This is a genomic window from Salinisphaera shabanensis E1L3A (assembly GCF_000215955.2).
Lineage (GTDB): Bacteria > Pseudomonadota > Gammaproteobacteria > Nevskiales > Salinisphaeraceae > Salinisphaera > Salinisphaera shabanensis.
Genome location: NZ_AFNV02000023.1, coordinates 19,725 through 32,937 on the forward strand (window position 1 = coordinate 19,725; position 13,213 = coordinate 32,937).

Genomic DNA, 13,213 nt, shown 5'->3' on the forward strand with positions numbered 1-13,213 from the left:
GTTCGCGGCCATCAACGGTTCGCACAGTTACCGTCGATTCGAGGAAAAAAATTGACCGCAACCGCTCAAACCGATCACGTGCTGGGCCACGTGCAAACACGCGATCGACATCGGCTCACACGCCGCTGGCAGCGAGCACGTGACGCCGAGGCGAGGGCGCGCGTCGCTGCCGAAATCGAAAAGAGCGCGACGATCACCGAAAGGCGAGCGAGCGCGCGCGGCGAGGTCGAGCTGGTCGAAGGTCTGCCGGTCACTGCACGCGCCGACGAAATCCGCGCTGCGCTCGAGCGCCATCAGGTGGTAGTCGTCTGCGGCGAAACCGGCTCCGGTAAGACCACGCAATTGCCTAAGATTCTCATGCAGGCGGGCTTTGGCGCGCGTGGGCTGATCGGCCATACCCAGCCGCGCCGATTGGCCGCGCGCAGTGTCGGCCAGCGTATTGCCGAAGAGCTGGATACATCCTTCGGCGATCTGGTGGGTTTCCAGACCCGGTTCGAGAAAAAACTCTCGGATGCCACCCAGATCAAACTGATGACCGACGGCATTCTGCTGGCGGAGACCGCACGCGATCGCTTTCTGAACGCCTATGAAGCGATCGTGATTGACGAGGCCCACGAGCGCACGCTCAACGTCGATTTTCTGCTCGGCTATCTGAAGCAGCTATTGCCCAAGCGCCCGGATCTGAAAGTCGTCGTTACCTCGGCAACCATCGACCCGGATCGCTTTGCCCGTTTTTTCGACGAGGCACCGGTGATCAACGTAGAAGGGCGCGGTTATCCGGTGACGGTTCGCTATCGCCCGCCGGAAGAAAACGACGACGATCTGCCGCAATCCGTGGAGTCGGCCGTGCGCGAGCTCTGGCGGCCAGGTGAGGGCACCGGCTCGGGCGATATTTTGGTGTTTCTACCCGGCGAGCGCGATATACGCGACTGCGAGCGACATCTGTCGAAAGCACTGGCGGGCGACAAGTTCACCGCTGAAATCGTACCGCTTTATGCGCGCCTGACGCGTAGTGCCCAGAACCGGATTTTTTCGGCCAGCAACGGTCGCCGGGTGGTGTTGTCGACCAATGTGGCCGAAACCTCGCTTACGGTGCCCGGTATTCGTTACGTGATCGATAGCGGGCTGGCGCGAATCAGCCGTTATTCGACCGCGGCCAAGGTGCAGCGTTTGCCCATCGAGCCCGTCTCTCAGGCCAGTTGCAACCAGCGTGCCGGGCGCTGCGGGCGCGTCGCGCCGGGTATCTGTATTCGTCTATTCGACGAAGACGATTACGACAATCGACCGGCGTTCACCGATCCGGAAATCCGGCGCACCAATCTGGCCAGCGTCTTGTTGACCATGGCCGACCTGAAGCTTGGTGAGATCGAGAATTTCCCGTTCATCGATCCACCCGAACGGCGCTATATCAACGATGGCCGTAATCTGCTTACCCAGCTACAGGCCATGGAGAACAAGCGCATCACGGCACTTGGCCGTCAGCTCGCGCGCCTGCCGCTGGATCCGCGTATCGGGCGCATGCTCATCGCGGGTCAGGCGATGGGCGTCGCTACCGCCATGCGGGTACTCGCGGCGGGGCTGACCATTCAGGACCCGCGCGAGCGCCCGCCGGCCATGCGCGAAGCGGCCGACCAGGCCCAACGTGAGTTCGCCGACGTGCGCTCGGATTTCGTCAGCCTGTTGAAGCTCTGGGACGCCTTCGCCCAGGCACGGCGCGAGCACAGCGGCAATCAGCTGCGTAAATGGTGTCGCGAGCGCTTCATCAACTTCATGCGTATGCGCGAGTGGGAAGATCTGGCGCGTCAGCTGCGCCGTATCGGCGCCGATCTAGGTATCAGTAACGATCCGGCTCAGGGGCGGCTTGCCGAAGTCGACTTCGTTGCCCTGCATCAGGGGCTTCTGCCGGGTCTGCTCGATCATGTGGGGCAGCTCGAAGAGAAAGGCGAGTATCAGGGCACACGGGGCCGCAAGTTCCGAATCTTCCCCGGCTCGGGGCTGGCCAAGAAGAATCCGAAATGGATGGTCGCCGGCGAACTGATCGAAACCAGCCGCCTGTTTGCCCATACCGTCGCCGGTGTCGACCCTAAATGGATTGAAAAAGCGGCCGATCATCTGGTCACCCGTGAACACTACGAACCGCACTGGGAGAAACGTCGCGGGCAGGTGGCCGCACGCGAACGGGTGAAGCTGTTCGGGCTTACCCTCGCCGACGGGCGCAAGGTGGATTTCGGCCGGATGGAACCGCTCGTCGCCCGCGAAATCTTTATCCGCGACGGTCTGGTGGCGTTCGCGGTAGCCGACTCACGAGGGCGCGTACCGGAGTTTCTGCAATACAACCAGCTTATCGTCGAGGATATCGCGGCGCAGGAAGCGCGTTTTCGACGGCGCGATCTGCTGGTCGACGAAACCACGCAGGCGCGCTTCTACGACGAACGCCTGCCGGCCGACGTACGTGATCAGAAAACGCTGCAGAAGTGGCTCAAGAACAACGACGACAGTGTGCTGCGCTTCGACGAGGACCAGCTGCTACGCCATGCCGGCGTCGATTTACCGGCCGATGCCTATCCGCAAAGCATGCGCCTGGGCGATCTGCCGGTCGCGCTCGATTATGCGTTCGAGCCCGGCACCGAAAAAGACGGTGTTACCGCGCGTGTGCCGCTGGCCGCGCTCAAGCAAATGCCACCGGAACGCGCGGAATGGCTGGTGCCGGGTCTGCTAGAAGAAAAATATCGTGAATATCTCAAGGCGCTGCCCAAGCGCCTGCGACGCGCGGTGGTGCCGGTGCCGGATTTTGCCCGTGCGGCCGCCGAGCGCGCTGAATTCGGCCAGGGCGATCCGCTGGATGCGCTACGCGAGGCCATTCATGCCATGACTGGGCTTCATATTCCGGCCGACGCCTGGGACGGTTTCACCCCGAGCCCGCATCTCAAACTGCGTTTCGAAATCGTCGACGATGACGGCGACGTCGTCGCCACCGGTCGTGATCTGGAAAAACTCAGTCGTGACCTGGGCGATCGCGCGCGCGCCGCGGTGGCCCAGGCCAGCGACGATGCCCTGCGCGAAACCGGTCTGACCGCCTGGCCCGAGCAGGATCTGGCGGACAGCGTCGAACTCAAGCATGCCGGGGTGCGCGTGCAGGCCACGCCGACACTCGTCGATCGGGGTGAGTCGGTCGACCTAGAATTACTGGACGATCCGCAGGCGGCTGCTGTGCAGCATCGCTATGGCGTAATTCGGCTCGCGCGTCTGGCCGCGGCCAAACAATGCCGGCTCATTAAGCGCGATCTGCCCCAGTTCAAGAGTTTTGCGGTGATGCGTTTGCCCACGGCGCCGGTGACGGCGCTGCCAGACCGCGAACGTCAGCGCACGATCGAGCACGATAACGAACCGGCCTTGCTCGCCGATCTGCTGACTGCGCTCATCGATACGCATATCGCAACGCCGGTTCGAGACGGGGGCGCGTTCGAAGCACTTGTGGTCACGCTGCGATCACAGCTGATGGCGGATGCGGTCGCGCTCTGGGAAGACCTCAAACCGGCACTATCGCGGTTAGCCAGCGTGAACAAACGCTTGTCCAAGAATATCGGCCTGGACTGGATGGCCGCGATCGAGGATATCCGCGATCAACTGGCGCATCTGGTCTATGCCGGTTTTATCGGTGAGCATGCGTACTCGCGCAGCTTGGCGCGTAACCTGGATCGTTACCTTGCGGCCATTGAACAACGCCTCGACAAGGTGGCCCGCGACGGCGCGAGCGCCGATAAACAGCGCATGCGCGAGATTCTGCCGTACTGGCAGGCTTACAAGCAGCGCGCAGAACGGGCGGCCGGCAAGCTGCAACGCCCGGCCGGCCTGCACGAACTGCGTTGGATGATCGAGGAATATCGAGTGCAGGTGTATGCCCAGCCGCTGGGCACGGCCATGAAAGTGTCGGCCAAACGTCTCGATGCGGCGCTTGCCGAACTGCGCTAGAGCCGGTTAACGCGGGCGTCGCGTTGCTACCACCATGCGGCGCGGCCGAGCAGCTGGTAGGCGAAGAGTTTCATCGCTTCGCTACGTCGGCGCTTGGCCGTCAGCGGCACCGGTGCGGGCGCTGAACAGATTTCGGTTTGCCCGCATTGTGCGCGAGCAGTCAGATAGGCGCGATAGCTGTGGTGCTGATCGGTGACGATTACCAGCCGCTGGGCGTCGCGTACGCCGGGCAGGGCACAGCTGTTGGCCAGATTTTCGTAGGTCGAGCGCGCAGCACGTTCGACGATCACGTTTGTGTCCGGCACCCCAAGACGAACCGCTTCGCGCGCGAGTCTGACCGCCGAGTCGCCGCCGTGACCCGCGCCGGAAAACACGATCCGGTCGACTTGCCCGGCTTCGAAAAGACCGACCGCACGCCGGGTGCGCCGGTAGTCCGGACCGCCGCTGAGTACGATCGCCGTGGTATTGACCGTTTTCACGGGGTCGCAGGGCGCAGGCGTGCTGCCGATCCAGACATAATCCAGCGTCGCCCGGGCCAAGAGGGCGATGGCGAACGCCGCGGCCGTCGCCAAGCCCAGATGTCTAAGTCGCGGCATGGCGATTGCACTGTCCCTTGCATGAGTACGAGCGTCAGCAGCAGAACCAAGATGGCATGCCACGGTCGATGTATTGTCTAGTAAAGTACCGACAAACACATGCCCCGGGGCCAGAATCTATGTCACCACGTTTCGTCTTGCCGATGCGCGCCGTTTTGTTTGCGCTCGCTATGCTTTTTATGTCGACAGCCGCTTCTGCCCAGGATTCCGGCAAGGTCGAGACCTTCCAGGATTGGGAAGTACGCTGTCCAGAACAGGGCGCAGGCGCGTGCGAAATGACCCAACTGGTCGATAGCCCTGAAAATGGCAAGCCGATTTTACGCGTGGTGATGGGTTATCCGCCGGAAGTCGACACCGCCGCGATGGTATTCATTCTGCCACTGGGTACACGGCTGGCGCCGGGCGTGCAGTTCCAGGTCGACGGCGACCAGCCGCGCCGGTTTCCGTTCCAGATCTGCCTGGAGCAAGGCTGCCGTGCCGATTTCCCCGTGGATGATGCACTACGTAACAAGTTGCGTAGTGGCACCCAAGCAACGGTCAGCCTGATCGGCCCGCGCGGCGATCGGATCGACCTGAAAGTGTCTCTTCAGGGCTTTACCAACGCCGATAATCGTATTCGTAACTAACCGGTCGCATTGAAAAGCTGACAGGGTCGACTGTGTTCGTGCTCGATCGATAATAAAAAAGGTAACGATATGGCCGAGGATCCGAAACCGAGCCCGGAGTCGCGCGAAGATTATTCCTATGAAGCGTTCGGGCGCGATTTCTTCGAACATGCGGTGACCGTTGAACGTGTCGAACAGGCGCTGGCGAATCTGACCGGCAACGAGGTGAATTTCGGCCCACGCTATGTCGGGCCGGGTGGATTGGCGAGCATCAAGGCCGAAGGCAGCATTCGCGAGCCCTCCGTCACGCGGCGTGAGGGCGATCTGATCGAGTTCGCGTTGATGATTCCGATCGATCTGGAACTTTCGGTACGCCTGGCGGCACACGATCATCGCTTCAAAACCGAGCTGCGTGCGCATTTGCGGCTGACCGCACGCGCCAAGGCGCCGTTGCATATTTTTATCGATGTGCCCGCGCCGAGCGAAAACGATATCGATGTCAAGGTGAACGCCCAGGGACTACGCGCTTCGGTGCTCGATTTGGTGGCCGACGTCGAGGGCGAACTCAAGCGCTATGTCGCACGCTATGTCGGCAAGCAGATCGACAAGCCCGAGATACGGCGCATGCGCGATATCGACGTGCGTCGGCGACTGGAAAGCAATGCGCCGGAACAGCAAGCCAAGAACGCTTGAAAGCGCCGTCGTATGCGGCTCTAGGTGTGTAAACCCACCACATTGTTCACGGATAAGCCCAGGCGGCTGATCGGTGGTTTGTGCTTCAGGCTGGCATGGGGTCGGTGCCAGTTGTAGTCATGCAGCCAGTACGGCAGATAGGCCGCGCGCTCGTCGGCGTTCTGATAGACATGGGCATACGCCCATTCGTTTAGCGCGGTCTGGATCCAGCGTTCGGCCTTTCCGTTGGTACGCGGCCGGTAGGGCTGCGTGCGCCTGTGCTTGAGTCCGAGTCGGCGGCAGGCCTTGGCAAAACAGCGGGACCGATAACAGGCCCCGTTGTCGGTCAGCACGGCTTTGAAGCGCACGCCCAGACGGCGGTAGTAACGCAAGGCCGCCATTAGCGCTCGGACCGCGCTGGCCGCGGTTTCGTCCGGCCAGATCGTGGCGTGCGCGACCCGGCTGTGGTCATCGATGGCCATATGGACATAGTCCCAGCCGGCACCGCGGGACTTGCCGCGTCGATCGCCTGTGACGCGATGGCCGGGGCGCGTAAAACGATTCACTTTCTTGATATCCAGGTGCAATAGATCGCCCGGCGCGGCGTGTTCGTAGCGCTGCGCAGGCTGTGAGGGTTCAAGCGCCGATAATCGATTCAAGCCGGCGCGTTGAAGCACGCGCGCAACCGTCGCGCGGGGCACGCCAGTCTGACGCACGATCGCGCGATAAATAAGCCGTTGTCGGCGCAACCGGATAATACGGGTGCGCTGCGCTTGGCTCAGCCGGTGCGGACACCGTCGCGGTCGACAGCTCCGGTTGGCCAACCCGGCCCAGCCTTCGCGTCGATAGCGATCCAACCATTTGTAGACGGTGCGTGGACTCACGGCCATGGCCTGGGCGACATCAACGGGTCTGAGTCCTTGTTCGATCACGCGCCGCACCAGCACCTGTCGACTGTGCGTCGTGAGTCGCGCATTCTTGTGCGTGTTCATCCGGGTCGCTCCTTAGGTCTGACGGATTTCAGCACCCATCAGCTTCAAGGCTTGCGGCTCGGATGAACAATCTACTGAGAGGTCACATCTAGGGCTTGACTCGCGTATCGTTATCGATACGCGCAACCACTGCCTCGAGGTCGTTCATGATCGGCACGATTTCCTGCGCGAACGCCGCTGCGTGCATTTGCAGCGCAGGTAACGCGTTGGCGACCGGGTTGTCGCGGCGTAAACGTGCGGCAACGGAATCGAGCGCGCGCTGAATACCGGGCGGCTCGCGATAGCCGATCAAAATCGTTTCCATCCAGCGCAATCGTGTTTTGCCGAACGGCGCCATGGCGGGCCACTCCGCGATTACGCGGTGTTGTGCACGGTGGGCAAACTGTTCCAGCGTTTGCTCGTGAAAACACGCCCACGCCCGGGCCAGCGCGTGGTCGAAACCGATATCCACCAAGATGCCGGCATAACGGCGCAGCGGCGCATCGAACAGATTACGCAGGCGCCGATGACTGCTATGCGCATCGCTATGCCCATCGATTGCGCGATGTAGGCGAATACCGTGGCGTATCGTGGGAGAAAAACGGTCGTCCAGTCGCCCCTTGATTTCGTCGCCCAGAATCTGGCCGGCAAAAGAAGTGCCCGTACGCTCGGCGAGTAGCAGATGAGCGAGCAGGTTCATGAAGGATATACAGGTCGCACGTCGTACAGCATACACTCAGCATATGACTGCGGCCTAGAATACCTTCCGCCCGGCTGCTTGTTCATATTCGTTTTATGCGACAGTAGCCGCCTGAAGGCAGAAAACACAGGATATTTACCATGACGCAGGCGCGCTCATCCGTAGACCCCGATGGCTTGCTGGAATATTCGGTTGTCTATACCGATCGTTCCCTCAATCATATGTCGTCGCGTTTCAAACACGTGCTTACCAGTGTGTCGGGCGTGCTCAAGCAGGTCTATAACGCACATTCAGCCGTGATCGTGCCGGGTAGCGGTACGTTCGGCATGGAAGCGGTGGCGCGCCAGTTTGCCCAGCAAAAGCATTGCCTTGTCATTCGAAACGGCTGGTTCAGCTATCGCTGGACCCAGATTCTGGAAATGGGGGCGATTCCAGACGCCACGACCGTGCTAAGCGCGCGGCGCGAAGGGGATTCCGCACAGGCGCCGTTTGCACCGGCACCGATTGCGAAAGTCGTGGAAACGATCAACACCGAGCGTCCGGCGGTGGTGTTCGCGCCGCATGTCGAAACCTCGGCCGGCATGCTTTTGCCGGAGGATTATCTGCGGGCGGTGGCCGATGCCGTACACGCCTATGGGGGCTTGTTCGTGCTCGATTGTATTGCCTCGGGCACGCACTGGATCGATATGCAGGCCTGCGGTATCGATATCCTCATCAGTGCGCCACAGAAGGGGTGGAGTGCATCGCCGTGCTGCGCCATGGTCATGCTCAGCGAACGGGCTCGTGAGCGTATCGAATCCACCACTAGCAGCAGCTACGCCTGTGATCTGCGCAAATGGCTGCAGATCATGGAGACTTACGAGGCCGGGGGGCACGCGTATCATGCCACCATGCCGACCGATGGGCTTACGCGGCTGCTGGCAATGATGGAAGAGACCCGGGCGTTGGGTTTCGATACCGCGCGCGAACGTCAGTTCGCGCTCGGCCACACGGTACGTGATGCACTCCAGGCACGCGGATTCGAGAGCGTCGCGGCACCTGGCTTTCAAGCCTCGGGCGTCGTCGTAAGCTATACCCGCGATCCGAAGATTCAGTCAGGCGCGCGATTCGTCGACGCGGGGGTACAGATCGCGGCCGGCGTGCCCTTGATGTGCGGAGAAGGCGACGACTTTCAGTCGTTCCGAGTTGGATTGTTCGGCCTCGATAAGCTCTATGATGTCGAACGCTGCGTGTCGCGTTTTGTCGAGGCGCTCGACGAAGTTCGTTAAGCCGCTTTCGACGCTCTGGCGAACTGACCGGTCGGCGACTTATTCATCGGCTTTGAATCACGTGCGCGGCAAATGCCGCGCGCATGGTCAGCGTGTGTCGGTTTATTCGGGCACGATTTCGTCCAGAAATGTCACTTTGCCGGTCTCGATCGCATATTCGGCGCCCACGATTTTGAGTTGGTCTTCGCCAATGAGCTGCTCGAGAATATCCGAGCCGTGCCAGAGCCGTTGCACCGAGCGGGCGACATTCGCTCTTACCGCGGCGTGAATGAGCGCGTGCCGGTCTCCGGCGAGATCGCTTTTGAGCAGTTTTTCCACCGACGGGCGCACCCGGTCGACAATCGAACGCAGGTTGCGGGACTGGTTCTCTGTCGGCTGCTGCAATTCATCCAGGGTCGTCGTGACTGCGCCGCATTGGGTATGGCCGAGTACAACGACCAGCGGCGTTCCGAACTGGGCCGCGGCGAACTCGATACTGCCGATTTGTGAAGGCGCGACCACATTCCCGGCAACGCGAATCACGAACAGATCGCCGAGCCCCTGATTGAACACGATCTCGGCCGGTACACGTGCATCGGAGCAGCCTAGGATGATTGCAAACGGCATCTGTTCGGCGACCAGTTCGGCCGGTCGGGCATGTTTGCTGAGCGTTTCTTCGTTCTGAATATTATCTACGAACTGCCGGTTACCCAGTTTGAGGCGTTCGAGGGCTTCGTCGGCGGTAATCATTGGTTCCGGTAATCCTTTTGATCGGTAAGCGCGTGTCGATGCTGCCAAACTTACACCATGCGCGTGGCTATGGCATGGGTAACTCGGTTGGCGGCGTGTTCGGCAGGTCCAGCGCTCGGTTCCAGTAACGCACACGTACGCCCCGGCGAACGACTATGGGCCGTTGTTATGTGTATACGGCAGGCGATCGGGCAGTGTGTTTAGCGCGTAATGGGCGATGTCGTGTAGGCGTCGTGCGATGGTTGGGGTCATCGGTTATAGATATATGCGGTTGGGCCGATAGCCAGCACCAGAAGTGTTTTTCGATATGCGCTGGATCATCGACACGGGGCGCGTTTCAATTTATAACGAGGGCGGGTTTCCTGTGGCCGAACACGCACGATTACGGGAAGATTTTTAATGCTAGGGGGGCGTGTGGCATACGCTGTCGCTGCACGTCGAGTGCGCGGCATAGCGACTGTGTGCACGGTAAGGGCATGAATAACTGGTCTGAAGAGAGGGCAATTCCTCACCCCGGCGCGTGCGTAAAAGCTCCAGTGTCGCGGCACGCCCGATGAAAAATTTTTTTCCGAAGCGCGATCGTTTCACCGAAGTCAGACCGTACCAACAGACCGTATTGACTGCGCTGCTCTGGTTTACGTGCTCGGCCGTGCTCTGCTATGCCTCGCTGCATTTCTATTTGGGCGCGCGTTGGCTGGCCGTGGCCGAGCTGTGCTTGGTGGCCTATGCTGCCTTGTTGCTGTACGTACTCCACGAGACAGGACGTGCACCGGCCAGCAACCTGATGTTCGTGTTGCCGTTTTTCTGCGTCATGATGCTTTCTCTATGGACGGAAAAGACCGGTGTCATGGTTTTCGTCTGGGTGTTTCTGGTGCCGTTGCTTTCGCATCTGCTGCTCGGGCGCTGGCAGGGCCTATGGGTCGCGCTTGTATTCATCGGCTGTGCCGGCGCGATTTTTGTCTATAAGTACGGGATTTGGGGCGGGTGGATCGGCTATGTCAGTGTGGCCAACGTGCTGCTCTGTACGGCGTCGATTCTCGGTTTTTCCTATATTTACGAGACCAGCCGCGAAAAGACCGAGAGCGAGCTGCGGGCGCTGGCACTTGCCGATCCGCTGACGGGGCTGGCCAATCGTTCGCGTTTTCGCGACGTGTTCGCTCGAGAGCGACAGCGCTACCTGCGCAATGAAACACCGTTGGCGATGCTGGTCGTCGATCTCGACCATTTCAAGCGCGTGAACGACGACTACGGTCACGACGCCGGGGACATGGCGCTATGCTTCGTCGCCGAACTGCTCGCTTCGCGGATTCGTCAGACTGATGTTGCAGGCCGCCTGGGCGGCGAGGAGTTCGGGATCCTGCTGTCAGACGTAGATCTCGTCCACGCTCGTCAGATTGCCGAGGACCTGCGCGATCTTATCCAGGATCGCGCGTTTCGCTATCGCGGCAAGGATATCCCGCTATCGGCGAGCATCGGCATTGCGGAATTGGGGCGTGATGGTATGGATTTCAGAACGTTGTTCTCGAAAGCTGATCGTCGCCTCTACCAGGCCAAGGCGGAAGGACGAAATCGCGTCGTCGGCTAGACTGTGCTGGACGGGGCTCGCGGGGTCGGCCCCAACAAGCGAGCTTGTCGTTTCAATCGAGGGCTTCGTAGCAGGCCGGCTCGAAGCGCGGCGTGCAGATGGCGTAGAAAAGCAGCTCGTCGTCGCCTGTATTGATAATGCGTTGCGCCGCGTCCGGCGGAATCCATACGACATCGCCTGCGGTGACAGTGTCACGCAGATCGTTGCCGACTTCGACGATCCCCTCGCCCGAGATGATCAGATAACGCTCGGCTGTGCCGTGGAGCCGATGCCAGGCTGTCGTGACACCAGCCGCGACGCGGGCGCGTGCGATCGAAACGGCCGAGTCGTCGACGCTGTTCGAGACTTCGAGTATCGCGCAGCGCTCGGCGGTATCGAACTCCGTGGCATCGGTTGCGCGGCGCACGGTGGGTGGTATTGGCATGACCATTGCTCGTGGTATCTTGGACATAAACACGGCTCGATCATGAACACCGCGATACGCGTTGTCATATCGATGCACGGGATTGATTCAATAGTTCGCCATATCTACGCGATAGCGGGAGAGACCGGCCCACGGGCCGGCGCCGAAGGAGCAACCGCCCCGGAAACTCTCAGGCACCAGGGACCGTTATCGTGGCCATATCCGAAGAGTCGCGCGGGCGCCAGGCTCGTGTGCACCGAAGGAGCAAACGCACGGTGGTTCCGCCGTGGGTGAATCTCTCAGGTTCAGTGACGGAAGGGGCGGCGCGCCTGCATGACAGCAGGTTGTTCACGCACGACACGATCGGATAGACGCTCATGAACCATATTGCAATCATCGGCGGCGGCATCACTGGGGTGACCACCGCTTATGCGCTCGTTCGCCGCGGTTACACCGTCACCCTGTTTGACCGCAATCGCTATGCTGCGATGGAGACCTCATTTGCCAACGGTGGCCAGCTATCGGCTTCGAACGCCGAGGTCTGGAATCATTGGCCTATGGTCTTCAAGGGCATGAAATGGATGTTTCACAGCGATGCCCCGTTGTTGGTCAACCCAAAGCCCTCCTGGCACAAGCTGTCGTGGTTTTTGGAGTTCGTGGCGGCCATTCCACAGTATGGTCGCAACACCACCGAAACCGCACGTATGGCCATTGAGGCCCGTGAGTACCTGTTTTCCTGGGCCGAACGCGAGAATATCGATTTCGACGTCAAGCGTAAGGGCATCCTGCATATCTATCGCAACCGTGCCGGCTATCGCCATGCCGAAAAAGTCTCGCGGCTGCTGGCCGACGGGGGACTTGAGCGCCGTCCGGTTACGCCCGAGGAAATGCGGGCTATCGAACCGACGCTTGCCGGCGAATACTACGGCGGCTTCTTTACCGAAAGCGATTCCAGTGGCGATATTCACAAATTCACGCAAGGCCTTGCTCGGGCAGCGCATGAACAGGGCGTGCAGTTTCGCTACAACCATACCGTCGAGAGCGTCAAAACAGATGGGCGCCAGGTGACGATCGCGGCTTGCGATAACGACACGCCCGAAGACCGGGTGACGCTGGATTTCGATGGCGTGGTGGTCTGTGCCGGAACCGGCAGCCGCGACGTCGCGTCACAGCTGGGGGACCGGGTCAACGTTTATCCTGTAAAGGGTTATTCCATAACCGTCGATCTGGAAGACGAAGTCTCGAAACAGGCAGCGCCCGAAGTCAGTCTATTGGACGATGAGACCAAGCTTGTGTGCGCGCGGCTGGGTGAAGATCGCCTGCGTGTTGCCGGAACGGCCGAGTTCAACGGCTTTAACCGGGACATACGCGCTGATCGTATTACGCCGCTGGTCGAATGGGTGAAGCAGTGTTTTCCGGATGTAAAGACGCGCCAAGTCGTGCCTTGGGCCGGGCTGCGTCCGATGATGCCGAACATGATGCCGCGGGTCGGCGCCGGGCGCGCGCCCAATGTTTTCTATAACACCGGTCACGGCCATCTGGGCTGGACGCTATCGGCGCTGACCGCAGATTCGATTGCGGCGATCATCGACGATGCGGCAACCGAAAAACAGGGACCGACAACAGTGAATAACGGGTAGAATAGGTGCCCGCGCTGTTCTGGCGCAGTGTTTCTTCGGGCGCGCGTTCGCGCCCGTGCCTTCAGGCTTTGC

11 protein-coding genes and 2 riboswitches are annotated in these 13,213 nt (G+C 60.6%); of the genes, 6 read left to right on the top strand and 5 right to left on the bottom strand.

Translation table 11 applies throughout. The features are described from left to right. Positions 1-51: 51 nt before the first annotated feature. Positions 52-3,972 carry an ATP-dependent RNA helicase HrpA gene (hrpA, locus tag SSPSH_RS14050; protein WP_006912761.1) on the top strand — a complete coding sequence of 1,307 codons (3,921 nt, stop codon included), beginning with the start codon at positions 52-54 and terminating at the stop codon, positions 3,970-3,972. A gap of 26 nt (positions 3,973-3,998) precedes the next feature. Here the strand turns inward: hrpA and SSPSH_RS18075 are convergent, their stop codons facing one another. Next, complete coding sequence (locus SSPSH_RS18075; RefSeq protein ID WP_006912762.1) at positions 3,999-4,568, bottom strand: YdcF family protein; 570 nt, start codon at positions 4,566-4,568, stop codon at positions 3,999-4,001. 179 nt (positions 4,569-4,747) lie between these two features. On the opposite strand from SSPSH_RS18075, the gene SSPSH_RS14060 reads away from it, so the two are divergent. Further along, positions 4,748-5,194: an invasion associated locus B family protein gene (locus tag SSPSH_RS14060; protein ID WP_202962182.1), complete on the top strand. Its 447-nt coding sequence runs from the start codon at positions 4,748-4,750 to the stop codon at positions 5,192-5,194. Positions 5,195-5,263: 69 nt separating this feature from the next. After that, on the top strand, positions 5,264-5,866 hold the full coding sequence (locus tag SSPSH_RS14065) for a hypothetical protein (protein ID WP_006912764.1): 603 nt from the start codon (positions 5,264-5,266) through the stop codon (positions 5,864-5,866). A gap of 20 nt (positions 5,867-5,886) precedes the next feature. Here the strand turns inward: SSPSH_RS14065 and SSPSH_RS14070 are convergent, their stop codons facing one another. Together SSPSH_RS14070 and SSPSH_RS14075 are read right to left on the bottom strand one after the other, a co-directional pair. After that, positions 5,887-6,837 carry an IS481 family transposase gene (locus SSPSH_RS14070; RefSeq protein WP_006912765.1) on the bottom strand — a complete coding sequence of 317 codons (951 nt, stop codon included), beginning with the start codon at positions 6,835-6,837 and terminating at the stop codon, positions 5,887-5,889. Positions 6,838-6,925: 88 nt separating this feature from the next. Then, positions 6,926-7,516 carry an acyl carrier protein phosphodiesterase gene (locus SSPSH_RS14075; RefSeq protein ID WP_006912766.1) on the bottom strand — a complete coding sequence of 197 codons (591 nt, stop codon included), beginning with the start codon at positions 7,514-7,516 and terminating at the stop codon, positions 6,926-6,928. A 140-nt stretch (positions 7,517-7,656) separates the two neighbouring features. Between SSPSH_RS14075 and SSPSH_RS14080 the strand changes: the two genes are divergently transcribed. Next, positions 7,657-8,784, top strand: a complete 1,128-nt coding sequence (locus SSPSH_RS14080; protein WP_006912767.1) for an aminotransferase class V-fold PLP-dependent enzyme — start codon at positions 7,657-7,659, stop codon at positions 8,782-8,784. Positions 8,785-8,886: 102 nt separating this feature from the next. Here SSPSH_RS14080 and SSPSH_RS14085 read toward each other — a convergent pair whose 3' ends face one another. Next, positions 8,887-9,513 (bottom strand): carbonic anhydrase, encoded by a 627-nt coding sequence (locus tag SSPSH_RS14085; RefSeq protein WP_006912768.1) that lies wholly within the window; start codon positions 9,511-9,513, stop codon positions 8,887-8,889. A gap of 553 nt (positions 9,514-10,066) precedes the next feature. Here SSPSH_RS14085 and SSPSH_RS14090 point away from each other — a divergent pair. Further along, entirely contained in the window at positions 10,067-11,098 is a 1,032-nt protein-coding gene (locus SSPSH_RS14090; RefSeq protein WP_006912769.1) for a GGDEF domain-containing protein, read from the top strand. A gap of 52 nt (positions 11,099-11,150) precedes the next feature. Here the strand turns inward: SSPSH_RS14090 and SSPSH_RS14095 are convergent, their stop codons facing one another. Then, entirely contained in the window at positions 11,151-11,528 is a 378-nt protein-coding gene (locus SSPSH_RS14095) for a cupin domain-containing protein (RefSeq protein WP_006912770.1), read from the bottom strand. A gap of 99 nt (positions 11,529-11,627) precedes the next feature. Next, positions 11,628-11,718, top strand: a riboswitch (glycine riboswitch). Next, positions 11,719-11,822: riboswitch (glycine riboswitch) on the top strand. A gap of 56 nt (positions 11,823-11,878) precedes the next feature. Here SSPSH_RS14095 and SSPSH_RS14100 point away from each other — a divergent pair. After that, positions 11,879-13,141: a D-amino acid dehydrogenase gene (locus SSPSH_RS14100; protein WP_006912771.1), complete on the top strand. Its 1,263-nt coding sequence runs from the start codon at positions 11,879-11,881 to the stop codon at positions 13,139-13,141. Positions 13,142-13,213: the final 72 nt, after the last annotated feature.